This window comes from Pseudomonas sp. Irchel 3H9 (assembly GCF_900187495.1).
GTDB lineage: Bacteria > Pseudomonadota > Gammaproteobacteria > Pseudomonadales > Pseudomonadaceae > Aquipseudomonas > Aquipseudomonas sivasensis.
Genome location: NZ_FYDK01000002.1, coordinates 217038 through 242072, shown reverse-complemented (window position 1 = coordinate 242072; position 25035 = coordinate 217038). Strand labels below are relative to the sequence as shown.

Annotated in this window: 22 protein-coding genes and 1 pseudogene; 8 read left to right on the top strand and 15 right to left on the bottom strand. The window is 61.4% G+C overall.

The window, feature by feature from the left end; all coding sequences use genetic code 11:
* Position 1 precedes the first annotated feature (1 nt).
* The 9 genes and pseudogenes from tssH to CKW32_RS07025 form a co-directional block, all read right to left on the bottom strand.
* Positions 2–2641 carry a type VI secretion system ATPase TssH gene (gene tssH / locus CKW32_RS07065; RefSeq protein ID WP_095184435.1) on the bottom strand — a complete coding sequence of 880 codons (2640 nt, stop codon included), beginning with the start codon at positions 2639–2641 and terminating at the stop codon, positions 2–4.
* On the bottom strand, positions 2634–3653 hold the full coding sequence (tssG, locus tag CKW32_RS07060) for a type VI secretion system baseplate subunit TssG (RefSeq protein ID WP_032889704.1): 1020 nt from the start codon (positions 3651–3653) through the stop codon (positions 2634–2636). The genes tssH and tssG overlap by 8 nt, the downstream gene beginning before the upstream one ends.
* A pseudogene (gene tssF, locus CKW32_RS07055) lies at positions 3638–5514 on the bottom strand (type VI secretion system baseplate subunit TssF). Before tssF ends, tssG begins: the two are co-directional and overlap by 16 nt.
* The gene (tssE, locus tag CKW32_RS07050) at positions 5511–6029 is read right to left on the bottom strand and encodes a type VI secretion system baseplate subunit TssE (protein ID WP_095184434.1); all 519 of its coding nucleotides are present in this window, start codon (positions 6027–6029) and stop codon (positions 5511–5513) included. Before tssE ends, tssF begins: the two are co-directional and overlap by 4 nt.
* Positions 6030–6092: 63 nt before the next feature.
* Positions 6093–6575, bottom strand: coding sequence for a type VI secretion system tube protein Hcp (locus tag CKW32_RS07045; protein WP_095184433.1), 483 nt, complete (start codon positions 6573–6575; stop codon positions 6093–6095).
* Positions 6576–6605: 30 nt separating this feature from the next.
* The gene (tssC, locus tag CKW32_RS07040; protein WP_095184432.1) at positions 6606–8105 is read right to left on the bottom strand and encodes a type VI secretion system contractile sheath large subunit; all 1500 of its coding nucleotides are present in this window, start codon (positions 8103–8105) and stop codon (positions 6606–6608) included.
* Between the two features lie 79 nt (positions 8106–8184).
* A complete protein-coding gene (gene tssB / locus CKW32_RS07035; RefSeq protein WP_032889715.1) occupies positions 8185–8685 on the bottom strand; it encodes a type VI secretion system contractile sheath small subunit in 501 nt (166 codons plus the stop codon).
* Positions 8686–8723: 38 nt separating this feature from the next.
* On the bottom strand, positions 8724–9758 hold the full coding sequence (gene tssA / locus CKW32_RS07030) for a type VI secretion system protein TssA (RefSeq protein ID WP_095184431.1): 1035 nt from the start codon (positions 9756–9758) through the stop codon (positions 8724–8726).
* A 252-nt stretch (positions 9759–10010) separates the two neighbouring features.
* A complete protein-coding gene (locus CKW32_RS07025) occupies positions 10011–10835 on the bottom strand; it encodes an arylamine N-acetyltransferase (protein WP_095184430.1) in 825 nt (274 codons plus the stop codon).
* A 120-nt stretch (positions 10836–10955) separates the two neighbouring features.
* Between CKW32_RS07025 and CKW32_RS07020 the strand changes: the two genes are divergently transcribed.
* Positions 10956–11192, top strand: coding sequence for a DUF6555 family protein (locus CKW32_RS07020; protein ID WP_032889720.1), 237 nt, complete (start codon positions 10956–10958; stop codon positions 11190–11192).
* A 45-nt stretch (positions 11193–11237) separates the two neighbouring features.
* On the opposite strand, the gene CKW32_RS07015 is transcribed toward CKW32_RS07020, so the two are convergent.
* A complete protein-coding gene (locus CKW32_RS07015) occupies positions 11238–11438 on the bottom strand; it encodes a DUF6021 family protein (RefSeq protein WP_032889722.1) in 201 nt (66 codons plus the stop codon).
* A gap of 12 nt (positions 11439–11450) precedes the next feature.
* Positions 11451–11630, bottom strand: coding sequence for a hypothetical protein (locus tag CKW32_RS07010; protein WP_032889724.1), 180 nt, complete (start codon positions 11628–11630; stop codon positions 11451–11453).
* A 133-nt stretch (positions 11631–11763) separates the two neighbouring features.
* On the opposite strand from CKW32_RS07010, the gene CKW32_RS07005 reads away from it, so the two are divergent.
* Complete coding sequence (locus tag CKW32_RS07005) at positions 11764–12285, top strand: DUF3087 family protein (protein WP_095184429.1); 522 nt, start codon at positions 11764–11766, stop codon at positions 12283–12285.
* A 1-nt stretch (position 12286) separates the two neighbouring features.
* Here CKW32_RS07005 and CKW32_RS07000 read toward each other — a convergent pair whose 3' ends face one another.
* The 3 genes from CKW32_RS07000 to CKW32_RS06990 form a co-directional block, all read right to left on the bottom strand.
* Positions 12287–13408, bottom strand: coding sequence for an MFS transporter (locus CKW32_RS07000; RefSeq protein WP_095184428.1), 1122 nt, complete (start codon positions 13406–13408; stop codon positions 12287–12289).
* A 70-nt stretch (positions 13409–13478) separates the two neighbouring features.
* Entirely contained in the window at positions 13479–14843 is a 1365-nt protein-coding gene (locus tag CKW32_RS06995; protein ID WP_032889731.1) for an MFS transporter, read from the bottom strand.
* Positions 14844–14908: 65 nt separating this feature from the next.
* The gene (locus CKW32_RS06990) at positions 14909–15793 is read right to left on the bottom strand and encodes a Dyp-type peroxidase (RefSeq protein WP_095184427.1); all 885 of its coding nucleotides are present in this window, start codon (positions 15791–15793) and stop codon (positions 14909–14911) included.
* 138 nt (positions 15794–15931) lie between these two features.
* Between CKW32_RS06990 and CKW32_RS06985 the strand changes: the two genes are divergently transcribed.
* Positions 15932–17548, top strand: a complete 1617-nt coding sequence (locus CKW32_RS06985; RefSeq protein WP_032889737.1) for an NADP-dependent glyceraldehyde-3-phosphate dehydrogenase — start codon at positions 15932–15934, stop codon at positions 17546–17548.
* A gap of 23 nt (positions 17549–17571) precedes the next feature.
* Positions 17572–18633 (top strand): FUSC family protein, encoded by a 1062-nt coding sequence (locus CKW32_RS06980; RefSeq protein WP_032890043.1) that lies wholly within the window; start codon positions 17572–17574, stop codon positions 18631–18633.
* A 167-nt stretch (positions 18634–18800) separates the two neighbouring features.
* Here the strand turns inward: CKW32_RS06980 and CKW32_RS06975 are convergent, their stop codons facing one another.
* Positions 18801–19559, bottom strand: a complete 759-nt coding sequence (locus tag CKW32_RS06975; protein ID WP_032889739.1) for a TetR/AcrR family transcriptional regulator — start codon at positions 19557–19559, stop codon at positions 18801–18803.
* 359 nt (positions 19560–19918) lie between these two features.
* On the opposite strand from CKW32_RS06975, the gene CKW32_RS06970 reads away from it, so the two are divergent.
* From CKW32_RS06970 to CKW32_RS06955, 4 genes are read left to right on the top strand one after another with little or no spacing between them, the layout of a single operon-like run.
* Positions 19919–20626, top strand: a complete 708-nt coding sequence (locus tag CKW32_RS06970) for an ABC transporter ATP-binding protein (RefSeq protein WP_032889741.1) — start codon at positions 19919–19921, stop codon at positions 20624–20626.
* Positions 20623–21822, top strand: a complete 1200-nt coding sequence (locus CKW32_RS06965) for an ABC transporter permease (protein WP_032889744.1) — start codon at positions 20623–20625, stop codon at positions 21820–21822. The genes CKW32_RS06970 and CKW32_RS06965 overlap by 4 nt, the downstream gene beginning before the upstream one ends.
* Positions 21815–23278 carry a TolC family protein gene (locus CKW32_RS06960; protein WP_032889747.1) on the top strand — a complete coding sequence of 488 codons (1464 nt, stop codon included), beginning with the start codon at positions 21815–21817 and terminating at the stop codon, positions 23276–23278. Before CKW32_RS06965 ends, CKW32_RS06960 begins: the two co-directional genes overlap by 8 nt.
* A complete protein-coding gene (locus tag CKW32_RS06955; RefSeq protein WP_095184426.1) occupies positions 23268–24512 on the top strand; it encodes an efflux RND transporter periplasmic adaptor subunit in 1245 nt (414 codons plus the stop codon). The genes CKW32_RS06960 and CKW32_RS06955 overlap by 11 nt, the downstream gene beginning before the upstream one ends.
* Positions 24513–25035 lie beyond the last annotated feature (523 nt).

Genomic DNA, 25035 nt, shown 5'->3' with positions numbered 1-25035 from the left:
ACTACCTCGCGGACTCGGAAAAGACATAGGCAAACTCGCCGTTTTCCACGCTGACCCCAACCTGGCTAGCCGGGATGCCCTGTAACAGACGATCGAGGAACTCACGGCTGATTGCTGGCAGCAAGCAGTTGGTCAGGATTGAGTCAATCATCCGCCCACCGCTTTCCAGCTCGGTGCAGCGGCTGGCAATCAACTGCACCACGTCATCGCTGTACGTGAAGGGAATCTTGTGGCTGTCAGCGATGCGCTGCCTGATCCGCTCCAGTTGCAGGCGGATGATGCGGTCGAGCATGGCGTCGCTGAGGGGGTAATACGGGATCACCACGAGGCGTCCGAGCAAAGCCGGCGGGAAGACCTCCAGCAACGGCTCACGCAAGGCTTTTGCGAGGGCTTGCGGTTCAGGCACGGCCTGCGGGTCACGGCACTGCCGGCTGATCAGGTCGGTGCCGACGTTGGTGGTCAGCAGGATCAGGGTGTGCTTGAAGTCGATGACTCGCCCCTCACCGTCTTCCATCCAGCCCTTGTCGAACACCTGGAAAAACAGCTCGTGCACATCCGAGTGCGCCTTCTCCACTTCGTCCAGCAGCACCACGCTGTAAGGCTTGCGCCGTACTGCTTCGGTGAGCACGCCGCCTTCGCCGTAGCCCACGTAACCAGGCGGCGCGCCCTTGAGGGTGGAGACGCTGTGGGCTTCCTGGTATTCGCTCATATTGAGGGTAATGACGTTCTGCTCGCCGCCATACAACGCCTCGGCCAGGGCCAGGGCCGTCTCGGTCTTACCCACCCCGGAGGTACCGGCGAGCATGAACACCCCCACCGGTTTGCCCGGATTGTCGAGGCCCGCGCGGGAGGTCTGGATACGTCGCGAGATCATCTCCAGCCCATGATCCTGACCGATAATGCGCTGGCCCAAACGGTCTGCCAGGTGCAACACGTTCTCGATTTCATTCTTGACCATGCGACCTACGGGGATGCCGGTCCAGTCCTGTACTACCGCCGCGACGGCCTGTTCGTCGACGTTGACCAGGACCAACGGAGTCTCGCCTTGCAGCAGCGCCAATTGCTCCTGTAATTGACGCAGTTCCAACCGGCCCGCTTCAGGTTCATCGGCATCCACATCGACCAACCGGCTACGCAGACGCAAGATCTGCATGACCAGCGCCAGCTCGCTGTGCCAGCGGCTGCCAAGGACCTTCAGGCGCTCGCGCTCGGTCGCCAGCAACGCATCGACCGATGCACAACGACTTGAGGTTTGCGCCCCCATGGCGCGTTCACGCTGGATGATCCCCTGCTCGGTTTCCAGGCATTCGATACGCCGGCGGCTGTCATCGACTTCCGCCGGGGTGGCGTGCAGGCTGATGGCGACGCGGGCGCACGCGGTGTCGATCAGGCTCACCGCCTTGTCCGGTAACTGCCGCGCCGGGATATAGCGATTGGACAAACGCACGGCCGCTTCCAGCGCCGAATCGAGGATCTGCACCTGATGGTGCTCCTGCAGGCTGAAGGCAAGACCGCGCAGCATCAGCAGCGCACGGCTTTCATCCGGCTCATCGACCTGCACCGTCTGAAAGCGCCGGCTCAGGGCCGGATCTTTTTCGATGTGTTTTTTGTACTCGGCAAACGTGGTTGCGCCCAAGGTACGCAAGGTGCCACGGGCCAGGGCTGGCTTGAGCAGATTAGCCGCATCGCCGGTACCCGCGGCGCCACCTGCGCCGACCAGGTTGTGGGTTTCATCGATAAACAGCACCACCGGTTTGACGCTGGCTTGAACCTCATCGATGACCGAGCGCAGGCGCTGTTCAAACTCACCTTTCATGCTCGCACCGGCCTGCAACAGGCCGACGTCAAGGGCAAGCAATTGTACGTCCCGCAGGCTAGGCGGCACGTCGCCACGGGCGATGCGCTGGGCGAATCCTTCCGCCACAGCAGTTTTGCCCACGCCCGCCTCGCCCACCAGCAGCGGGTTGTTCTGGCGACGGCGCATCAGGATATCGATGACCTGCCGGATCTCTTCATCGCGTCCGACGATAGGGTCCATCGTGTTTCGCCGCGCCTGCTCGGTCAGGTCGACAGTGAAGCGCTTCAGGCCTTCCTGACGGTCGGGCGCCAGTGCACCGACAGCCTCACCCGGCACCTGGTACCCGTCGCTGGCCGTCATACGGGCCTCGGGCGAATCCTTGAGCAACGCGCCAAACTGCTCACTGAGGTCGTCGGTCCTGACGTTGTTGAACTCCCGGGACACACCATACAAACCATTACGCAATGCCGGAGTTTTCAGCATCGCCAGCAGCAAATGGCCAGAACGCACCTGGGACTCACCCAGCATCAGGGTGGCGTAGACCCAGGCACGCTCCACGGTTTCCTCGACCTGCGAGGACAGGTCCGTCACCGAGGTCGAGCCCCTAGGCAAACGATCCAGGGCGGCAGTGAGGTCCCGGTCCAACACCACCGGATCAATGCCGTAATGGCGGACCAGGCGCAACAGGTCCGAATCGGTCAATTGCAACAACTGCTGCAACCAGTGCACCAGCTCGACATAGGGATTGCCGCGCAGTTTGCAGAACACAGTGCTGCTTTCAATCGCCCGGTAGCACAGGCTGTTGAGCTTGCCGAAAAGCGCGACGCGACTGATATCAGCCATGGGCAGTTCCTTGAGAAGAAAATGAGGGTCGAGGCTTGATCAGCAACTGCCGATCATCCCGCTGGGGCGCTCTGCTGCTCAGCCAACTGGTCCAGCCCAATGACGTGGACCCCAGGCGTAAGCGAGGCCGGTGTTCTTTCTTGACGATCAGGTTGACGTCCCAGTCCATAGCCATGCCGACGTACTGACGCACCCAATCCTGCACCCGTTGCAGGCTGTCGCCACCGGGCAGCAAACGGCGGGTTTGTGTCAGGTCCAGAGGGCCAATCAGCAGGCGAAACTTGTGTTGGGCATTCCAGACTTTCCGGCCCATGACCGTGGCCTGGCCGAGTACCACCGCGTCCGGACCGCTGCGCAAGGTGCACAGCCCGTCACGGGGCAGGGTCATCCAGTGGCCGACAAATTGCTCGACCTCTACGGGAACGCCAAGGTAGTCGCCAAGCAAGGCGGCCAGGCCTTCGGCATTGCGTGTTTGCGGTCCCAGGCGACCGGCGAAATGCAGCTTGGCGAGGTCCACCACGCCGTCGCGCGCCTGCAGCGACGGTAGGCCAATACCGAGCAATGATCCCAGGTAGTTGGCAAAGCGGTCCGCTCCCGGACGGTCCAGACTCACCGTTGGCTGGGCACTGGCCCAGGCGCGATAGAACAGGCTGATCATGCGGTGATGAAACACGTCGCAAAATGCCGCCAGCGTAGGGTCGTTGAGGTTGCGTTGACGGTCGCGAATGTATTCGGTGAGGTGAATCGGCAACGGGCCATTGGCGCCCATCAGGCCGAAGAAATTGAGCAGCAGTTTAGGCGTGTCGCCGGGTATGAGGCCCGCAATCATTGCCGGCTCAAACGCCAGCGAGGAATGCTGGCCGAAACGCACCGCCTCGTCCGCCGGACGCGTGGCCTCGCCGATGCGCGGCAGGTGCGCAAAGGCGCACTCCAACTGGCGCAATGCCGCGTAGAAATCAAACCGACCCGGATGCGCTTCAAGCTCGCTGAGCAGGCTCAGAGGATCTCGCATCTGCCCACCCGCGCAGGCCACTGCATGATCACGCCGCGTGACGCGCTCACGATCCGCGTCTCGGTGAATGAGTTGAGCGACACGTACTTGGCGAAAAACTGTTCCAGCACCGAGCCCAATACACAGACGCCTGCACCCTCGAACGCAGACTCATCCACGCTCACACTGATCTGCAAACCTCGCCCATAGGTGACGGGTCCAGACAATGGCAGGCGCCGCACGATGCTCTGCGCAGTCACCGAACGCACGCCTTCGATCTGTTTATGTGCAACGGCATCGTCGACGCGGCAATACAGGCGCAACATGTCACGCAAGGCTACAGCGCCCTGCTCCGTGTCCTGGTCCAGCAGTGACAGGTAGTTAAGGGACAAATGGCTGACCAGACGCCATGCGGTATCGCCTTCGGCATACGACGGCGCGGGCATCGTGGGCCCTGCCACGCAACGTACCGACTGCACCGGCGCAGCGGATTGGACGCTGAAGTCGGTGCTGCCACTCCCCACCGGCATGCTCAGCACCAGGTCGCGGTTGCTGCACAGGGCGTCGATGCCCAATTGGCGCAGGTCGCTGCGGTGAGGAGCCTGCTCGCCGTCCACCAGCGACACGAATACCTCGCTGCCCCCATAACTGGAGCGCGGGCCTCGGCTGCGCTGCTGTTCGGACAAAACCCGCGTGTCGCGCCGTCCTGGTAGTACGCACGCGGCGGCGTGCGTCCCTGCAGGTCGTTGGCGCGGTAGAAGGGTTCGAATGTCTGACTGGCCTCGGCACCACTGCCGTAACCGGTCACCCCTTCAATTTCGTAGATCTCGTAGTCCATTGACCGTGTGCGGTCGGGGCTCACATGGTATTCAGAGCGCTGTTCATCCAGGTGCACACGCTCGGTGCGCATCGGGAACAGGTTGATCGCCGGCGTGCAATACAGCGCGAAATTGGCAGCACTGAGGCTTTGCTCAAGTAACGGGTCTGCCGTCTTGAACAACACGATCAGCTCCAGTTGCTCGGCGGTGCAGCGGCTGACACTGCTCGCCAACCCCACCACGTCGACGAACATGAAGCGTTGCGGCAAGGCGAAGTATTCCTGCAACAAGCGATAACCCTGGAACGAACGCGGCCCGATGGGCAGCAAGGCTTCGCTGTCGCTATAGCCCACACTGCGAATCGCACTGCTGGGCAGCAGCTGATGCCAGTCCCCAGACGCTTGCATGGGCATGACCAGCACACCCGCCACTTGGGCCAACAGCTGCTCAAGAACCCGCGCGGGCGTGCCGTCCCCGCCACGGATGTGCAGCCGCAGGGTGTCGAGGGCCAGGTCGCTGAAAGCCAGGCCAGCCCCGACGCTCAAGCGCAGGCGCAACGCGGCCTTGACTGCGCCGAGACGTGACAGGTCAACCCCGGCCACCTGCGTGCTGCAGGCGAAATAGCGCGCCTCGACCAACTCCACCGGCCACAGGGTTACCTCATGGGCAGTGCGAAACTCGCAGGCGGTCTGGTCCCCCTTGCCCAACTGGCTGTGCAATGCCGTGTGGCGTGGCACCTTGAAGCCGGCGGCCAGGCTGCCCTCTCCCATGTCCGGGTGCAGTTGCACCACCGCCATCGATGGCGTTGGCGCCAAGTAGTGTGGGTAGATCAGTTCCAGCAGGTGATGGGTAAATTGTGGGAATTGGGCATCAATCTTCAGTTGCACCCGCGCGGCGAGAAAGCTGAAACCTTCCAACAACCGTTCAACATAGGGGTCGGCACAGGCGTAGGTTTCCAGCCCCAGGCGGCCGGCAACCTTGGGGTAGTCGCGGGCGAATTCACCGCCAACTTCCCGCAGATGCGCCAGCTCACGCTCGTAATAGCGCAGCAGTTTTGCGTTCAACGCACGTCCCTTGTCTCAATATCGAAGATCCGCGCCTCGCCTGCTTCCAGGTCGAGTTCGGTCTTCAGGTACAGGCGCTCGGGCAACGGTTGGCCCCAGAGTTCGCCATGAATTTCAAAGGTCATCTGGTTGGGACTGATGGTTGCACCCGAGGAGGCAACCGGCACGACACGCAGGCTTTCGCGCAAAATCCGCGGTTCGAAATCCCAGATCGCCTGGCGAATGCGGCGTCCCAACGCTTCGCGGTCCAGGCCGGCAGCCGTCTTTCCCGCGAGATCGGGCAGCCCGAAATTGAGCACTGATTGTCCCGCCAACGGGCACTTCCTCAGGTCGCGAAAGCTGCCCAGACTGGTGCTGTTGAGCAGCCACCCCAAATCGCGTAATACCGCCTTGCGCAAGCGGCGCATGGACAACACGCGCTTGTCGCGAGGCTCGAAAACCTGCGCGGTGTCGTCATCACTCAAGCGATCGAGCAAGGACGGTTGCAAACGTTCGAGACTGGTTAGTTCAGCCATGCGCTGAGGCCTCCATCGACAGGACGGCGGGCGGGCGAACCCACCCACCGTCGGGCATCCGAATCAGATCTTCTGATTCTTTTCCAAGTCCCACTTCTTCGGCGTACCGGTGATTACCGTGTCACCGTTGAAGGCGTCATAGGCATAGCTGATGGTGGTGAAGTTGATCGAAAGGGTTTCGGCCGGCCGATCGCCAGTGCTGCTGGCGGAGTAAGCACTGATAATCGCGCCGCCCAGGATGATCTTAAGAAACACTTGCTGTTTTTTGTCCGCGCCGCCCGTATGGACAAAGTGGATCTCGGCATCGCCCAGGCTCTTGCCGCACACAGCCTGCATAAACAGATCGGCCGAGGCCACGTCGGCCAGTTTGGTCACGGAAATTTCCGAGAACGAAGGGTTGCTGGTGTCACGGTCGGCACCGCCGCTACTGGAGGAAATCGCTCGGAAAACCCCCATTTGGATAGCGTCGAGGGTGATCCAGTCTTTGTGACCGTCGACGGTGGAAGTGCCTTTGATTGGGGTGCCTTTAAAGTTCAGCAGGATCATGGTGAGTACCTTTCAGGTTGAACAACGGGGTTATGACGCTTGGGTTGAAGGCAGCCTGGAGACCAACCGCAAGGACACGGTCAAGCCTTCAAGCTGGTAGTGCGGACGCAGGAAAAACTTGGCGCTGTAGTAACCGGGGTTGCCTTCGATTTCTTCCACCACGACCTCGGCCCCCGCCAGCGGCTTACGCGCTTTATCGGCATCGGTCGCGGTGGCCGGGTTGTGCTCCACGTAGCGGCCAACCCAGTTGTTGAGCAAGGTCTGCATATCGTCGCGCTCTTTGAATGAACCGATCTTGTCGCGCACGATGCACTTCAAGTAGTGAGCAAAACGGCACGTGGCAAACAGGTACGGCAGACGCGCTGCCAAGTTGGCGTTGGCGCTGGCATCCGGGTCGTCGTACTCCGCCGGTTTGTGCAGGGACTGGGCGCCGATGAAGGCCGCGAGATCGCTGTTTTTTTTGTGCACCAGGGGCATGAAGCCGTTCTTGGCCAGCTCGGCTTCGCGCCGGTCGCTGATGGCGATCTCGGTCGGGCAGGTCATGTCCACACCGCCGTCGTCAGTCGGGAAGGTATGCACCGGCAAGCCCTCCACGACGCCGCCGGATTCGATGCCGCGAATTTGCGAACACCAGCCATAGTGTTTGAACGACCGGTTGATATTCACAGCCATGGCGTAAGCCGCGTTGGCCCAAGTAAAATCCTTGGCGTCGGCGGCGTCGGTGGTTTCTTCAAAATCGAAGTCTTCCACCGGATTGGACTTGGCACCGTAAGGGGCACGAGCCAGGAAACGCGGCATGGCCAGGCCCACGTAGCGTGAGTCTTCACTGGCGCGCAAGCTGCGCCACGCCGCGTGCTCCGGGGTCTGGAAAATTTTGGTCAGGTCACGTGGGTTGGCCAGTTCCTGCCAGGACTCCATGAGCATCACGCTGGGGTCAGCGGCGGTGATCAGCGGGCAGTGCGCGGCGGCACTGACACGGGCGATCTGGGTCAACAGCTCGACGTCCGGCGCACTGTTGTTGAAGTAGTAGTCAGCGACAAAGGCGCCATAGGGCTCGCCACCGAACTGGCCGTATTCCTCTTCATACAGCTTCTTGAAAATCGGGCTCTGGTCCCAGGCCACTCCTTTGAACTTGCGCAGAGTCTTATGCACTTCGTGCTTGGAAATGTTCATCACCCGAATCTTCAGGGACTCGTCGGTCTCGGTGTTACTGACCAGGTAATGCAAGCCGCGCCAGGCGCTTTCCACGGCCTGGAACTCCTCATGGTGGAGGATATGGTTGACCTGTTCGGTGAGCTTTTGGTCGAGACTGGCGATCAGGCCTTCAATCGTGCCGAGCACGTCATGGGACATCACCTGCGTGCCTTGCAGCGCCTGTTCCGCCAGGGTGCGCACGGCGGATTCCACGGCGTCCCTGGCTTTGTCGGTCTTGGGCTTGAATTCTTTTTGCAGCAGGCTGGCGAAGTCACCGGCGTCGAATGCCGTGGCCGGAGATCCCTGTTCGGGTTGTTCCGATTGCGTAGTGGACATGACGGTATCCTTGAATTATGGGCAACAGCGTCCCCATACCGGGGCAAACGAGGCGCCGGCAGAGACCACGGTCATTCAGTTAGTCGGGTTGTTGGGGGGCCGCGCACAGGGCCTGCATCACACTCGGATCGCTGAGCACTTTGGCCAGCAATTCTTCGGCCCCTACCTTGCCGTCCATATAGGTCAGCAGATTCGACAGCTGGCGGCGCGCGGCCAACAACTGATTAAGGCTGGGCACCTTGTTGGCGATTGCACCTGGGGAGAAGTCGTCCATGCTCTCAAAGGTGATCTCCACCGGCAGGTTGCCCTCGCCCGTCAGGGTATTGGGCACCTGGAATGCCACACGGGGCTTCATGGACTTGAGGCGTTCGTCAAAGTTGTCCACATCGACTTCCAGAAACTTGCGCTCGGCTACCGGCGGCAAAGGCTCGGCCGGTTTGCCGGAAAGGTCTGAAAACACGCCCATCACGAAGGGTAACTGCACGGTTTTTTCCGCGCCGTAGATCTCCACGTCGTATTCGATCTGGACGCGCGGCGCACGATTGCGGGCGATAAACTTCTGGCTACTTTCTTTGGCCACGGAACTGGCTCCGGTGAGTGGAGTGGATAGATGAACGTTCAGTTGTCGTTGGTGCGGATGCCGCTGACCTGTGCCAGTTGCGCAAGTCCATCGGGCGCCAGGTCTTGCAGCAACTCCATGAAATTCTTGTCGATCAGTGTTTTTGCCCGTTGCAGCAGGAACGGCACCGGGCTCGCGGGCTCATGGGTATGAAAATAGCTGCACAGCCGATCGATGACCTGGCGCGCCTCTTCGCGGCTGCGGATCTCGCCGAACAGTGCCTGCGGTGCGGCCACCTCTGAGGTAGCAACAGTGGCTGCAGCCGCCTCGACCGGCGCAGGTTCAAGCAAGAACCGGCGGACTATTTCAGCGGCGCGACGCAGTGGAGCGGCCAGTCCATTGAGGTCGATGGCGCGACCTACGCCGACTTTTTCGGTCAGCCACTGCTCAATCTGCAGGCTGTGCGCCAACGCCTGGGTCAGCGCAAGGTGAATGGCCTGTAGCTGTTGCGCATTGGCATCGACAAGCGCCCCTTCGATCATCGCCAGGCTCGGGTGATTGCCCTCGCCGCCGTGCTCGACAATCGCCAAATCGATCATCCTCAAGCTGACCGCGCCGATGCCTCGCGCGTTGATCAACGGCGCATCCAACACGTCGCGTACCAGGCCGTTGGGGGCACATAGGAACGCCAGGATATTGATGCGCAACAGCGGGTCATGGCCATCCTCCGGGTCGAGCCTGGGGTACAGCCCGTCCCAGCAATTTTCCAACAACTCCTGCACCAGCCCCAGGCCAGCCGACAGGCCGGCGATGCCGTGCACGTTGAGTTCGGCGCGGGTGGCCCAGATGGCCAGGCGCAAATCGCGGCTACGCTCCAACATCGGCAGTGCGAGGGCCATGACGCGCTTCCAGTTCGGCTCGATGGCGTCGGTAACGGTGTCGCCGTACTGAACCTCGGGTTTACCCAGTGCCTCTTCTTCAAGTTCTAAGAATTGCGCCGAATATTCAAAGTTCTGGCCACCGCCATCGGCCTCGCTCAGGGGCAAGCACAACAGGGTGAAATCCAGTGGTTGAGCTTCGGTGGGCGACCCCATCATGTGTCCCTCGGGCAAATGGCTCTGGCAGTAGAGCCGCGAGTCGGGACGTCGAATCCAACGGTTCAGAAAACTGAGCCTGTTGGAGCCCCCGCGCTACGCCTACTGCCGAAAATATTCAGCGTGGGCGGATTTATATAGCGATGGGACCACACGAGAATGCAGGCAGTGTCATTGCGGGGCGTAGGATTAAGCTGCGAATGCAGCGCTCGTGAGCAGAGAACGCGCACTCATAAATGGCGTCGCCTGGCTTTAGGTCGGCCACCCGCCGGCCATTGCTTGAGCCAGTGACGGCTGCACCGGCACGCGAATACCGAAGGTGTCCCTCAGCAAGGCCGTTAGCTCTTGCGCGTTGTTCAGCAGCCGTTTTTCGCTGGGCTGATCCAGGGAATGGATCGCGTAATGCGCGTTGTTCAAGGTATGGCGTTTGCCGGGCGCCAGCAGTGCGACTTTCAATTGGCCCAAGAACGGCGAGTTCGGGTGGGTCGAGACATACCAATTACCGATTTCGTAATCGATGGCTCCCTGCACCTGCAAGTCGAACACATACAAACCACGCCACTCCCCCGCCACTTCGGCCCACAACGTGTAACTGTTCTCCCCTGCATTGAACGTCAGGCGATAGGGCTCATGGGCGGTGGCCTGCACGGCCTCAGTGTCCAACTGCAACGGACTGCTGGGCACCATGCCGCCAAAGCCTACATCGGTGATGTAACGAACCCCGTCCAGGGTCACCAGGCTCAAACGATGGGTGCGTGCCGTGCGCGCGTCCGGCGGTCCGCCCATCACCACCCGACCGGTAATGCCACGGGCCTCGAAACCCAGTTCCTGCAGCAGCGCGAGGAACATCTGGTTCAACTCATAGCAATAGCCGCCGCGGCCATCGAACAACACCTTTTGCTCGACGCTGGGCAAGTCGATCGGCACCGGCAGGCGCAGCAGGGTCGACAGGCTTTCAAAGGCGAAGGTGCACACATGGCGCAGTTGCAGATCCCGCAGGGTTGCCAGGGTGGGCGGTGGCGGCGAATCGTATCCCAGGCGCTGCAGGTACAGATGGCTGTGGTTGAGGCGGGTCATGGCACGGTCCTTGGGCGCAGGAAGAGTGCGTCACTATGCCGCGTTCACATGCAAACTGTCATTTTGAATGAACCTTTTTGAACGCTTCAGCCTCCATCTATAACAAGACAGGGAGGCAACATGAGTACCGCAAAAATCTACACCATCCACTACCAACTGCACGGTCAACCGAAGTCCTTTGTGGTGCGTGCCGAAGTGATGAATAACGCCGAGGCCTGGCACTGGGCAGCGGTCGATGCCGACATTGCTCATGTCAGCCGTATCGGCCGCGTCGGCCACGAGCAAGTGAAAAAAACCACCCGGCCCTGGGCGGAGAAGTTCGGGATTACCGACGTTTCCTGGACGCCACCTAAATAAACGAAGGCCCCGCTCAATGGCGGGGCCTGATTACCTATTACGCTGTTATTTCTTTAAGTCGCCCAACGGATCGTAGGGCGGCTTTTTTTTCGCCTCGTCCTTGTCCTTTTTATCCAGCGGGGCAATCGCCGGACCTACCGGATCAACCTGCGGATCAGCCACATCCGGCGAGTCGGGGTCAAATCCCAGCTCATCCTTGCCGCTGGCGTGTTCGTTAGAGGGGGGCCCATCCGAGCGCTTGTTCATCATGGTCTCCTGTTAGAGCGGGCGAGCTTTGTCGTGGAGGTTTTCCAAGTCTTCTTCGACGCGCTCCACATCATCATGGTCGTCACGCTCTTTCGGGTCATTGGGGCGCAAGGCATCGTTGTCGCGCTCTTCTTCACCGGGTGTGCGATCAGGGTCGGGTGTACCGGGCGGTGGTTGCTTGTATTCGGGCATGGTGGTTCACCTCAAAGGGACTACATTCGTTTAGAGAAACTGCCACAGATCATGGTTCAACTTGATTGCCCCACCGCTGACCGCTGACCATGAGAAGATGCCACCCCCTACCCGCCCTGGAGACCTGGACCGGATGTTCGAGCTCAAACCCTGCGACCCCGTCACCTACCGCCAACAGACCCGCCGCAGCACGTTGATCGTTGCCGTGCTGTTCATGGCCTTGGCCATGCTGCTGTCGACTCTGGCGGTGATGCTGTTCGGCGAACCCGGCGGTGATAACTTTCGCTTCAATGTCGGCGGTGTGTTCGCGGGGGTGCTGATTACCGTCGCCCTGGTGCGCGGCCCGTTCTGGTCCAAGTCGTGGCTGGCCGCTGCGGTGTACGGCTGGCAGCTCAAGCGCACGCTGATGCGCGTGACCAATGTGATGCACACCGTCACCGAACGTGTGCAGGCCAATGATCCGACGGCCATGAAAGTGCTGCGTTTCTATCACCTGGGGCTGACGCAGATGCATGCACTGGACGCCAACTCCAGCGCCCAGGCGCAACTGGTCGGCGAAATGGACGCGCATAAAGCCAGGATGCAGACGCTGGGAATCGACACCGAACAGACCCGTTTCGACCCCGCGTGGCTGGACGGATTGAAAAGCGTTTAAATCATCTGCCTCGCCAGCAGAACAACGCACTCACCGCAATCGCCGCACCCGCCACGCCAAACACCAGCGGCGCCGACGCCACCGGCAGCAGCAGACCCGCCAGCAGCGGCCCCAGGCCAGCGCCGATGTCGCGCCAGACCGCATTGGACGCCAGCGCCGACACTCGCATCGAACCGGGGTTGCGCTCGGCGACCAAGGTAGTCACCAGCGGCAGTTGCAATGCGCGCAGCACCAGCACCGCCGCCGCGCCGACGATCACCCAATAGCTGCCGAATGCGCTCAAGGCCAGGGCACTCAAGAACGAAAACAGCAGCAGCATGGCGGTGGCGCCAAATCGCTGCGCCGCGCGACCGCCCAAGGGGCTCAGAAGCATTTCCGAGACGTAGCGCAGGGCCATTAAGCCACCAGCAATCAGCACCGCATCGCCGCCGAGAATTTTCTGGGCCTGGATCGACAGCCCAAAGATAAACAGCCCGTCCAGCGCCACGCCTTCGATAAACGACCACAGTGCAACGCTGTCCGGCCACTTGAAGCGACGCCCTGGTGTGCTGTGCAAATCATGTCCGGCGCTGGGCAAGCCGCGCGCCATCCAAAGGCCTATCAGGCAGCAACCGGCGAGAATCACAAAGATCGGACGCGGCCCGGCCCACAGCGTCAGCCAACCACCGAACGGCAACGCCAGCATCGGTCCCCAGGCGATCAAGGCCCGCGAACGCCCGGCCCGGCGCGCAGCGCCCTCTGGCTCAGCGGTGGCCAATACCTGGGTCGACAGGTTCAACGCGGCAAAACACAGGCCCCACACCAGCCGCAACCCGAGCAACGCGGCAAAGCCGGATAGCACCGAATTGCCCAGGGCACACAGCGCAGCGGCACCGGCGGCGATCATGCAGGTCAGGCGATCGCCGTTGCGCGCGTAGAAATTCAACACATGCCGGTAACCGAAAATCCGCACCAGGCGGTTGGCCGCCAGCAACACCCCGGCCTGTGCCAGGGTAATGCCAAAGGCCTGGGATTCCATGGGCAACAGCAGGTAGAGCAACACGTCGCTGGGCAGGCACAACGCCAGGGTCAGCGCGGCGCGGCGGGAGGTGGTGTCGGAAGTGCGTTGGGCCTGACTGGACATAAATCTGAAACATCCCGAAATATTCAGGTCGCCACGGTAGCCTTAGCGAACCGCGCTTTACAACGCCCCGTCACGTCTTTTTCCCATAGGGCAGCAAACGCAAACCGCTGGCCACGCTGCCCACCAGCGCAAACGCACAGCCCAGCCACAACGCAGAGTGCGGGCCGCTAGCCATGAACAGGTGGAAACACAACGCCACCAGCGAGGCGCCCAGCGTCTGCCCCAACAAGCGCGAAATCGCCACGATGCCACTGGCCCCGCCGCTGCGCGCCAGCGGTGCACTGGTCATCAACGCCTTGAGATTGGGCGACTGGAAAAAACCAAAACCGGCGCCGCACAAGGCCATGCGCCAACCGATATCAAAGGCCGACGCGCCGGTGTCCAAGGTCGCCAATGCGGCCATGCCCAGGCTCAACATCAGCAGGCCGATGCCGCACAGCAGGCCCAGGGATACACGGTCGGCCAGGCGCCCGGCGACCAGTGCCATCACCGCCACTACGGCCGGCCATGGCGTCATCAGGAAGCCGGTTTCCACCTGGCTATGGCCGAGCACTGCTTGCAGCAGAAATGGCAGCGACACGAAGGCCAGGCCCTGGGCACTGAAGGCGCAGATCGCAGTGAGAGAAGACAATGCAAACACTGGCCGCTTGAACAGGTCCAAGGCGAGCATCGGCGCCGGATGACCGGCCTGGCGACGCAGCAACAAGGTGCCGCACAGCAGCGCCACGGCAATCAAGCCCAGGGTCAGTGCGCCTTGAGCGCCGTGCACCGCGGTGCCAAGGCCCAAGACCAACAAGGCGAACAAACCGGCACATAACAATGCCGCCAGCCGGTCAAACGCGTGCCCGGTGATGGGGAGGATGGGCAGTGAACGCACGCCGAGTGCCAGGGCCAACAGCCCCAGCGGCACATTGATCAGGTACAGCCAGTGCCAGGTCGCCACTGACAGGATCGCCGACGCGGCGGTCGGCCCCAAGGTAAAGGCCAACCCCACCACCAACGAGTTATAACCAAGGCCGCGCCCAAGCATTTTCGACGGGTAGATATGCCGCAGCAACGCCGTGTTTACACTCATGATCGCCGCCGCCCCCAGCCCCTGCACCACCCGCGCAGCCGTCAGCGTCTCCAGCGAACCGGCCAACCCGCAAAACAGCGACGAGACGATAAACAACAGCAACCCGCCAAGGTACACACGGCGATGCCCCAGCACGTCACTCAGCGACGCAAACGGCAGCACCGTGGCAATAATCGCCAACTGGTAGGCGTTGACCACCCAGATCACCGAGGCGGAATCGGTACCAATCCCTTCGGCCAGTGTCGGCAGTGCGGTGTTGACGATGGCCGTGTCCAACGTCGCCATGCCGATCCCCAGGGAGATCGCGATCACGGCAGGCAGGCGTTTGTTGAGAGGCAGGCCATCGGCGGCAGAAGACATGAACGATCCACGCGGGTGATAAGGCTGCCAGATTAAGGGCAGCGCTGATTTTTTTCAGCCGCGGATCAGTTGCCTGTCGACAATTTCATGTTCGCCAGCGCGCTCAGGTCCAAATGCCCGCCTATAACCGGCGGGCACCAGTAGTAACCACCGGTCAACGGCGTGCTGATGCGGTACAACCCGTCGACAATCCCGTCTTCCAACCCGCTCATCCGGCGCAGTTGTGCTTCGAAAGCATCGAACGAGTGGCCGAACGCGAGGAACATCAACCCCGCCTGACCGTTCTCGGCCCACGGCATCGAGCGGCGTACCACGAAGGCTTCCGGGGTAAAGCTTTCCTGGGCGGTGCGTTTGGTGTGGGCGGATTCGGGGGCGTCGTCCAGCTCTTCGTTATCGCCATGGCGGCGGCCGATGATGTGGTCGCGCTCCTGGGCGGGCAAGGCGGCGAAGCCGTCGAGATCGTGCTGCCATTGCTGGATCGCAGCGAAGCTGGCGCCGCTGTCGGTCAGCGCGGCGTCAACGGCGGCGTCGTCGTGGGGGTTTTCGGTGCCGTCTTCATAGTCGGTGAGGTCAAAACCGGTCTTGTAGCGAAAGCCTTCGGTTGACTGCACCAGGCCAAACGCCGGGGCCAGGGCCTTTTCATAGGCACGGCTGCGCAACAGCAGTTCACCGCGATCCACACCGTGCAGCCACACCCACAGTGCCTGCTGGGTGGACGGATTATTCGCACCCGGGCCGCTGACCGCCGGGAATGGGCGCAGACCATCGATGTGCGTGCCCAGTGCATTTACCAGCGGTTCACCAAAACCGACCACTGCCGCCGAATCCACCAGTTGCACCAGCGCGTCCAACGCGGCCGGTACGGCTTCAAGGGTTTGCACGGCAAAAAACAGATGGCGTGCCTGCAAAGGCACCGGTGCGGCAAGAATGCCCGGCTGGTAGTGACTCATGTGAACTCCTTCAAGAAAGGCGCGCAGTTTACCCGCGGTACGTCATCGTGCGTAGGAGAAAGCGCGCAAGCCTTGCCATAGAGCCCTCTGTTGGGTGACTCTCTAGTCATGTTTTGAAACTATTCCAGGGGTAGCGACATGACCACCAGCAACCTGCTCGCCCAGCTGTTTCCAACGTCGGTGGCCGATATTCCCGAGCAATTCCGGCTTGAAGCACCCATTGAACAGCGTGATTACCTGGTCGATGGCCAGTTGCAGGTGTGGAACGGCCCGCTGGCCCAGGTGCAGAGCCCGGTGCAGTTGGGCGACAGCCGTGTGGTGATCGGCAGCACGCCGCTGCTGGACGCCGACACCGCCCTCACCGCCCTCGATGCCGCCGTGCGCGCCTACGACCGGGGCCAGGGCGAATGGCCAACCATGCGTGTGGCGGACCGTATCCAGCATGTCGAAGCGTTTTTGCGCCGTATGCGCGAACAGCGCGATGCCGTGGTTACGCTGCTGATGTGGGAAATCGGCAAGAACCTCAAGGACTCGCAAAAAGAGTTCGACCGCACCTGCGACTACATCACCGACACCATCAATGCCCTCAAGGAACTGGACCGTCGCAGCAGCCGCTTCGAACTGGAACAGGACACCCTCGGGCAAATCCGCCGCGTACCGCTGGGTGTAGCGCTGTGCATGGGCCCCTACAACTACCCGCTCAATGAGACCTTCACCACGCTGATCCCGGCGTTGATCATGGGCAACACCGTGGTGTTCAAACCGGCCAAGCTCGGCGTGCTGCTGATCCGCCCGCTGCTGGAGGCGTTCCGCGACAGCTTCCCGGCCGGAGTGATCAACGTGATCTACGGCAGTGGCCGTGAAACCGTCAGCGCGCTGATGGCCAGCGGCAAGATCGATATCTTTGCGTTTATCGGCACCAACAAGGCCGCCAGCGACCTTAAAAAACTGCACCCCAAGCCGCACCGCTTGCGTGCTGCACTGGGCCTGGACGCGAAAAACCCCGGCATCGTGTTGCCCGAGGTGGACCTGGACAATGCCGTCAGCGAGGCCGTCACCGGTTCGTTGTCGTTCAACGGCCAGCGCTGCACCGCGTTGAAAATCCTGTTTGTGCATGAGGATGTGGTCGACAGCTTTATCGAGAAATTCAACGCCAAGCTGGCGACACTCAAGCCCGGCATGCCGTGGGAAGACGGCGTGTCGCTGACGCCGCTGCCGGAAGTGGGCAAGGTGGATTACCTCAACGATCTGGTGGCCGATGCTCAACAACACGGTGCCCAGGTGGTGAATGCCAACGGTGGCACCAGCCGTGGTTCGTTTTTCTACCCGGCCGTGCTGTACCCGGTGAACCCGCAGATGCGCGTGTACCACGAAGAACAGTTTGGCCCGGTGGTGCCGATCGTGCCTTACCGCGATCTGGAGACGGTGATCGAGTACGTACTCGACTCGGACTTCGGGCAGCAATTGAGCATCTTCGGCACCAACGCCGTGGCAGTCGGGCGTCTGGTGGACACCTTTGCCAATCAGGTTGGCCGGATCAATATCAACGCCCAATGCCAACGCGGGCCGGACACGTTCCCATTCAACGGGCGCAAGAACTCGGCCGAAGGCACGTTGTCGGTACATGACGCCTTGCGGGTGTTCTCGATCCGCACCCTGGTGGCCACCAAGTTCCAGGAGAGCAACAAGGCGCTGGTCAGCGACATCCTGCGCAACCGCGATTCGAGCTTCCTGACCACCGATTACATTTTCTAGAGGAACGCGAGCAGTTGATTAACCTGCATTTGCCTATGTTTGCCCGGCGCCTGCTGCGCCCGTTGCTCGACCCGTACCGTCGCTATCGCCATGCCAAGCTGATCCACGCCGTGCGCGTGTCCATTGGCTTGCTGGCGACGATCCTGCTGACCACCGGCATCAACCTGCCCCACGGTGAGTGGGCGTCGGTGACCATGCTGATCGTGATCGGCGGTTTGCAGCACCACGGCAATATCGGCAAGAAAGCCGTGGAGCGCGCCTACGGTACTTTGATCGGCGCCAGCGTCGGCTTGCTGCTGGTGGTGCAACAGGCCTACTTCGGTCTGCCGCTGTTGACCTATTTGCTGATGTCGGTGGTGTGCGGGTTCTTTTCCTATCACGCCATCGGCAAGGGCGGATACATCGCCCTGCTGTCGGCGATCACGGTGTTTATCGTCGCCGGCCACGGCGACAATCCGATCTCGGATGGTTTGTGGCGCACGGTCGATATCCTGATTGGCATCGTGCTGGCCCTGGCGTTTTCCTTCGCCCTACCGCTGTATGCCGTGTACTCGTGGCGCTACAACCTGGCCAGTGCTTTGCGCGACTGTGCGGCGATTTACAGCAGGATCATCAACGGCCAATCGGTCACCGATGATGAACACCTCAAATTGTTGAACCGCTTGAATGCCGCCATGGTGCAACTGCGCTCGCTGATGCCGTCGGTGTCCAAGGAAGTGCGCATCTCCATGACCGAACTGGACGCGATCCAGCGGCACCTGCGCATGTGCATCAGCACCCTGGAAATTCTCGGCAACACGCGGCCGGACCCGCGTGATGAACAGGCCACTGCGCGCATGCAGATGATGTTGAAGGCCGAGCACCGGCAGATTCGTGTGCAGTTGGTGGGGATGGCGCGGGCGCTGAAGTCGGGGGTGACAGAGCGGTTGGAGCGGCCAAGCCATGCCGGCGTGAGCGAGCCGGCGCTGGATACGCCGGTCTACAGCGCGTTGGACGGTTATCGGTTGCTGACGGTGCAATTGGCGGCGAATGTGGATGGGATGCGCCAGCGGCTGGCTAAGAGCGCCGGGCGCTGGAAGATCTAGAAAGCTGGTCCGTTGACGTGTACCCAGCATCTACACCTTCACACTTTCTCCTACATATTTTTCACGTTTTATTCACATCCCGGGACGTAGGGTGAAGCCTCATCCGTTACAAACGTTGCACATCAAGCCCGCCGCCCCAGCGGGCTTTTTTTTGCCTGGGATTTGACTTAGCGCGAGGCCTTGGCAGCGGGCGCGGCCGCTTGCTCACGAATGGCACGCTGGGTATCCAGCACCTTCGCCAACGCGGTTTCCGCTTCCGGGCTTTGCTGCGGCACACGAATCGCCGCCGAGACCAAGGTGATCAATTTGGCCATCACTTCGGCATCCGTCGCCGGGCGGCCCAGGCTCATGGAATTCATCAGCAGGCGCAGTTCGGTGCCGGCCATCACCCCGGAAATCGCCTTGAGGGCAAATTGCAGGCGCACGCCCAGCTCATTGCGCGGCAGATCTGGCAAGGCCAGGGCGAACGCTTCGAAGAAGCGCTGGAACACCGGCTGGTAATGCACCTTGAGGTATTCCTGGATGAACGGTGAGGTGTCGCTGTACACACGACCCAGGAAACGGATGAACGAACGCCCTTCCCCACTCGCACTGGCCGGATCGCTGCGCTCCAGGCCCATGGCCGGGGCGAACAGCACGCCTAGGAGGGTATCGCAATCGAGTGGGCCATCAGACTCGGCTTCGCAGCGCGCCAGCAGTTCCAGGCGCTGCTCGTTGAGCGGTTCCAGGCGCTGCATCAGCAGGGTTTTCATCAGGGAATCCTTGTCCCCGAAGTGGTAGTTCACAGCGGCCAGGTTCACTTGGGCTCGCTCGGTAATCTGCCGTAACAACACTGCGTCATAACCGTACTTAATAAAGAGCGCCTCTGTCGCATCCAGCAATCGAGTCTTGGTAATGTTTGGAGCGCTGAGTTTCTTCGCGACCATAAAGGGTTCCACGGCGGAAATATTGTTTTAAAAAATAATTTGATTTTTTATACCGGGGCGGCCGGTCGAAAGCAAGTGGGGATGCACCGCCATACGATTCAAAGCCTTGGCCAGTGGGCATTTTGAGGGGGATCCGGGCAATTTTGGCGGCCCCTCACACCGTCTTATGTAATCGTTTCAAAGGGTAAAACCGCTCTACATCCATGGCTGGCGAAGCGCTGGGAACACGGTTAGTATTCAAACAATATTTTAAAAACAAGAAATAAAACCAGTCCGTGACGCGTACCTGACAACTCCCGAACTTGTTACAAGGATTTACCGGGGGACATGACGGCAGCGTCGAGACTGCAGGCGTAGTCATGATGACAGATACCCCCGCGCACCCAGGCTTGATCTCCCTGCAAGGCATCGGCAAACGCTATCAGTTGGCCGGGCAAGAGCTGTCCATTCTCAATGACGTGTGCCTGTCCATCACCCGCGGTGACAGCTGCGGCATTCTCGGCGCGTCCGGCTCCGGTAAAAGCACCCTACTCAATATCCTTGGCCTGTTGGACTTGCCCAACTGCGGCCAGTACCACTTTGCGGGCCACGATATTTTCAGCGCCACCCCGGATGAACTGGCGGCGATCCGCAACCAGCAGATCGGTTTTGTGTTCCAGAGCTTCAACCTGCTGCCGCGCCTCAGCGCCTTGGACAACGTCGCCTTGCCCCTGAGCTATCGCGGAGTGTCGCGCCATGAATCGGTGGAACAGGCCCTGCGCATGCTCGAACAAGTGGGTTTGGCCGACCGCGCTCACCATCGCCCCGCCGACCTTTCCGGCGGTCAGCGCCAACGCGTTGCTATCGCCCGCGCGCTGGTGGGCAAACCTTCGGTGATCCTGGCCGACGAACCCACCGGTAACCTCGACAGCAGCACCGCTCAGGACATCATGGACCTGCTGCTGGCGCTGAACCGCGAGCAACAGGTCACGCTGATCATCGTCACCCACGACGCGACTATCGCCGAGCGACTGGAACGCAAGATTCTGGTGCGCAACGGCGTGGTGCACGAGGTTGGTCGCCTATGAGCCTGCGGGTCGAACAGAGCCTCAGCCAATTGCTGCATGAAGCCTTCATCAGCCTACGCACCCTTGGCAAGCGCTCGGTTCTGGCCCTCTTGGGCATCGTCATTGGCAGTTCGTCGGTGGTAGCACTGATCAATATCGGCCATAACGCGGCAGTGGATGCCGCGATGATTTTCAAGGACATGGGCACCGACACCCTGGTGGTGCAGTTCCCGCCCAAAGGCAACAACAACGTGCCGATGCGTACCCCACTCAACCTGCAAGCGGTGCGCGAGGCCGTGCCAGGCATCGCGCACATCGGCGCACTCAGCCTGTTCAGCGGGCCCATCGTGTTCCATGGCCGCACAGCCAACGCCAACTTCGTCGGCGGCACAGCGGAGATTCCCCAAACGATGCGCCTGGAACTGCGACAAGGGCGTTTTCTGTCGAGCTACGACGCCAACGAAACCTATGGCGTGATTGGCGACCAGGTCGCCCAGGCACTCGGGGCGCCGGGCGATCCCGTGCAACTGGGCGACCGGGTGCGTATCAACGACTACTTGTTCCTGATCGTCGGCATTCTGCACAACCAACCGCGGGCGATGCTGATGCCGGTGCAGGCCAACGAGTCATTGTTCATCCCCGCCGAAGGCATGCGCCGTATCTACGCCACGCCGCAGATCAGCAATGTGATCATCCGCGCCGCGCCCGGCCAGGACATGGAGCACATCGCCCGGGCAGCCGCCGACGCGTTGCAGACCCAGCTCACCGAACACACTGTCGACATTCAGGTGCCTCAGCAAATGATCGACGGCATGACCCGGCAAAGCCGCACCTTCGCCTACCTGCTACTGGCCCTCGGCGCGATTTCCCTGGTGGGCGGTGGCGTGGGGGTGATGAACGTGATGCTGATGAACGTCTCGGAGCGCCGCCGCGAGATCGGCATTCGCATGGCCTTGGGCGCTCGCCAGCGGGATATCCGCAACCTGTTCCTGCTCGAAGCCGTGACCCTCACCGCCGTCGGCGCGCTGTGCGGCGCGGTGCTGGGCATGAGCGCTGCCTGGCTCTACGCCTGGCTGTCGGGCTGGGAGTTCGCGCTGGCGGCTGCCGCCCTGCCCCTCGGCGTGGGCAGTACATTGCTGGTGGGTTTGTTCTTCGGCCTCTACCCGGCAGTTTCGGCCTCGCGATTGCAACCGGTGGAGGCCCTGCGTGATGAGTAAATGGCTCTGGTTGCTCGCGCTGATCAGCCTGCCCGGCGTGGCGGCCGATGTGGTCATCCGTCCCTCGGCCCCCAGCAGCCCCCGCAGCGTGTCGTTGAACGCCCAGGTCACCGCGCTGACCCTTGGCGACGCGGTGTACCTGGGCCTGCGCAACAACCCGGCAATCCGCAGCGCCTACCTGCAACGGGTGGCGCAGAAGTTCGACCTGCGGGTCGCTGAAGACGTGTTCAACCCCAAGCTCACCCTCAACAGCTATTACCGCGCCACCCGCGGTTCCCAGGACAGCGCACGCAACACCAACGTGGCGCCGGCCACCAGTTTGCTCAGTGAGTACGGCACCCGACTGAGCATGGGCTGGACCCAGCAACTGAACAACGCCGACCGCGCCGGCCGTTACCGCAGCGACGGCCTGGACCTGGCGATCATCCAACCGCTGCTGCGCGGTGCCGGCTGGGACGCCACCACCGCGCCGCTGCGCCTGTCACGCCTGTCGGAACAGGCCAATCGCCTGAACCTCAAGGCCACCGTGGCGCAGACCATCAGCCAGATCATCGCCACCTACCGCGAACTGCTGCGCGCCCAGGAACAACTGCTGATCGTGCAGGAAGCCCTCAAACGCTCCGACACCTTGCTGAACGTGAACAAGGCGCTGATCAGCGCCGGGCGCATGGCCGAGTTCGAAATCGTGCAGACCGAAGCCGATATCGCCACCCAGCAGTTGGGCGTGGAAGAAGCGCAAAACCAACTCGATACCAATCGCATGGCGCTCCTGCGTCTGCTGGCCCTGGACCTGTCCACGCCGATTCGCGCCACCGAAGCCCTGGAGGCCAAGCCCATGCAGATCGACAAGCGCCAGGCCTTCACCCTGGCGCAAACCCAGCAACCGGAGTACCTCGCCGCCCTGCTCGGCAGCCAGCAGGCCGACCTCGACCTGGTGATCGCCAAAGACTCCGGGCGCTGGCAGGTGGATTTGGTGGCCGGCGCGAACCAGATTCGCGACAACTACAATAACGACGCCGGCAGCAGCAATAACCGCACCTGGGACAGCTACGCCGGGGTGCAGGTGCAGATCCCCATCGGTGACATCAGCACACGCCAGGCCGAAGTGCGTGCGCGGGTGAATGTGGAGGATCAGGAAATCCGCATCACCGACGCCCGTCAGGAACTGGAGCGCAGCGTCAACGATGTGGTGCGCGACCTCGGCACCCGTTGGCGCCAATATGAAATCTCCCAGCGTGCGGTGGAGCTGTCACGGCGCAAGATCGAGATCGAGCGGGAAAAGCTCAGTGCCGGACGTTCCACCAACTTCCAGGTGCTGAGTTTCGAGACCGACCTGCGCAACGCCGAAAACGCGCAGCTCAATGCACTGATCGCTTATTTGAACGCCCAGACCCAGCTCGACTTGACCCTGGGCATGACGCTGGAAAGTTGGGAAATCACCCTCAATGACTACTAATCGAAAACGCCTGCTGGGCGCTGTAGTGATCCTGCTGCTCGTCGGAGCGGGGCTGGCGTTGCGCAGTCCTGCTTCCAGTCCCGCCAGCACCGCCGAGCAATGGCTGGCCATAAAACCCGACCCGCTGGTGCACCAGATAGGTCTGGTGGGCAAGATCGAGCCCGACACCACCCTCATCCTCACCGCCCCGTTCGACGGCAACGTGCAGGCCAACCTGGTGGAACAAGGCCAACGGGTCGAGGCCGGTCAGGTGCTGCTGCGCATGGACCCGGCCACCCTCCAAGTGCAACTGCGCGACGCACTTTCCGCCCAGCTCAAGGCCCGGCGTACCGTGCAGGAGATGCAAGACTGGGAGAGCAGCCCGGCAGTCAGCCGTGCCCGCCGCAGCCTGCGCACCACCGAGATGAATGCCGGCAACACCCAGCGCAAACTCACCGAAAGCGACAACCTGTTCAAGCGCGGCATCATCCCGCGCAACGAACTGGACGAACTCAAGCAGCAAGCCCAGCAACAACAGCTGGACCTCGCCTCCGCCCGCAGCGAACTGCAACAGGCGCTCGATCAAGGCAAAGGCGAATACCGCCAGATTGCCGACATGGAACTGACCAACGCTACGGTGAAATACGAGGCCCTGCGCACGTTGCTCGAAGGCCAGGAGGTCAAGGCGCCGTTTTCCGGCATCGTGGTGCCCGCGCCTGGCAATAACACACCCCAAGGCGGCGGCATTACCAACGCACCCATCCAGGTTGGGAGCAAGATCAGCCAAGGCCAGGTGTTGTTCGGGTTGGCGAACATAGAACGGCTGAAAATCGTCGCCAAGGTCTCGGAGTTGGACATCAACCAATTGCATCAGGGTCAAGCGGTGGAGGTCATGGGCGATGGGTTTGATGGCGAGCGGCTGACTGGCTCAGTCAGTGTGGTCAGCGGGTTGGCAATGGCCAGTGACAGCCAGGGCAGTGCGCAGTTTCCGGTGACGCTATCGATCCCCAAGCTGACGCCCCAGCAGTTGCAGCGGGTGCGGTTGGGGATGAGTGCGCGGTTGACCATCATCACCTACAACAATGCGCAGGCGATTGTGATTCCGAGCGAGGCGATCCAGGCAGATATGACGGTGGAGTATCGAGAAGCGATGGATAAGCCGGTGGAGCGAGTGAAAGTGACCACCGGGCAATCGACGGCGCAGGGGGTTGAGGTGTTTGGCCTCAAGCCTGGCTTTGTGAAGACCTCAAGATAAATGGAGATCCCCTGTTGGAAGGGCGGTGCGACGGTTCGACTTGCTCCCGATGGCGGTGTGTCAGTTTATGCAGCTGTGACTGACCCACCGCCATCGGGAGCAAGCCCCCTCCCACATTTGAAATGAGTTCAACTTAAGAACCGGTGGGCTCTCAGGCCGCCACGCTCTTGCTTTTGATCTGAAATCGCCCCGTCAACCACGATGCCCGGCATTCCGGCCTTTACAAAAGTGACCCGTTGTAAGAGCGGGACCACTAGCCGCCTAGGCTCGGTGTGCCCGCACTCAGGCTTGAATCCGTGGGCCACCGCACTGGGCGATCCATGGCCCAGTGCGTCTAACCCGGCGTCCTGCCGGGTTAGCCACGGATTAAAGCCTGCGTTCGGCCAGCGTGTTTGACGGGGCGCCTAAGATCACAATCAAAAGCGCAGATCAAAAGACCGCTGAATTCGTCTGCGAAAAGGATGTAAGAGCCAAATCAAAAACAGATCCAAGACAAGGTGAGGCCTATCTGATCTATGGAGAT

What these genes read in the sequence shown, in the direction of transcription:
- tssH (WP_095184435.1), bottom strand. Translation starts at nt 2,641, where the DNA reads ATGGCTGATATCAGTCGCGTCGCGCTTTTCGGCAAGCTCAACAGCCTG.
- tssG (WP_032889704.1), bottom strand. Translation starts at nt 3,653, where the DNA reads ATGCGAGATCCTCTGAGCCTGCTCAGCGAGCTTGAAGCGCATCCGGGT.
- tssE (WP_095184434.1), bottom strand. Translation starts at nt 6,029, where the DNA reads ATGGCTGAACTAACCAGTCTCGAACGTTTGCAACCGTCCTTGCTCGAT.
- CKW32_RS07045 (WP_095184433.1), bottom strand. Translation starts at nt 6,575, where the DNA reads ATGATCCTGCTGAACTTTAAAGGCACCCCAATCAAAGGCACTTCCACC.
- tssC (WP_095184432.1), bottom strand. Translation starts at nt 8,105, where the DNA reads ATGTCCACTACGCAATCGGAACAACCCGAACAGGGATCTCCGGCCACG.
- tssA (WP_095184431.1), bottom strand. Translation starts at nt 9,758, where the DNA reads ATGGGGTCGCCCACCGAAGCTCAACCACTGGATTTCACCCTGTTGTGC.
- CKW32_RS07025 (WP_095184430.1), bottom strand. Translation starts at nt 10,835, where the DNA reads ATGACCCGCCTCAACCACAGCCATCTGTACCTGCAGCGCCTGGGATAC.
- CKW32_RS07020 (WP_032889720.1), top strand. Translation starts at nt 10,956, where the DNA reads ATGAGTACCGCAAAAATCTACACCATCCACTACCAACTGCACGGTCAA.
- CKW32_RS07015 (WP_032889722.1), bottom strand. Translation starts at nt 11,438, where the DNA reads ATGAACAAGCGCTCGGATGGGCCCCCCTCTAACGAACACGCCAGCGGC.
- CKW32_RS07010 (WP_032889724.1), bottom strand. Translation starts at nt 11,630, where the DNA reads ATGCCCGAATACAAGCAACCACCGCCCGGTACACCCGACCCTGATCGC.
- CKW32_RS07005 (WP_095184429.1), top strand. Translation starts at nt 11,764, where the DNA reads ATGTTCGAGCTCAAACCCTGCGACCCCGTCACCTACCGCCAACAGACC.
- CKW32_RS07000 (WP_095184428.1), bottom strand. Translation starts at nt 13,408, where the DNA reads ATGTCCAGTCAGGCCCAACGCACTTCCGACACCACCTCCCGCCGCGCC.
- CKW32_RS06995 (WP_032889731.1), bottom strand. Translation starts at nt 14,843, where the DNA reads ATGTCTTCTGCCGCCGATGGCCTGCCTCTCAACAAACGCCTGCCTGCC.
- CKW32_RS06990 (WP_095184427.1), bottom strand. Translation starts at nt 15,793, where the DNA reads ATGAGTCACTACCAGCCGGGCATTCTTGCCGCACCGGTGCCTTTGCAG.
- CKW32_RS06985 (WP_032889737.1), top strand. Translation starts at nt 15,932, where the DNA reads ATGACCACCAGCAACCTGCTCGCCCAGCTGTTTCCAACGTCGGTGGCC.
- CKW32_RS06975 (WP_032889739.1), bottom strand. Translation starts at nt 19,559, where the DNA reads ATGGTCGCGAAGAAACTCAGCGCTCCAAACATTACCAAGACTCGATTG.
- CKW32_RS06970 (WP_032889741.1), top strand. Translation starts at nt 19,919, where the DNA reads ATGATGACAGATACCCCCGCGCACCCAGGCTTGATCTCCCTGCAAGGC.
- CKW32_RS06965 (WP_032889744.1), top strand. Translation starts at nt 20,623, where the DNA reads ATGAGCCTGCGGGTCGAACAGAGCCTCAGCCAATTGCTGCATGAAGCC.
- CKW32_RS06960 (WP_032889747.1), top strand. Translation starts at nt 21,815, where the DNA reads ATGAGTAAATGGCTCTGGTTGCTCGCGCTGATCAGCCTGCCCGGCGTG.
- CKW32_RS06955 (WP_095184426.1), top strand. Translation starts at nt 23,268, where the DNA reads ATGACTACTAATCGAAAACGCCTGCTGGGCGCTGTAGTGATCCTGCTG.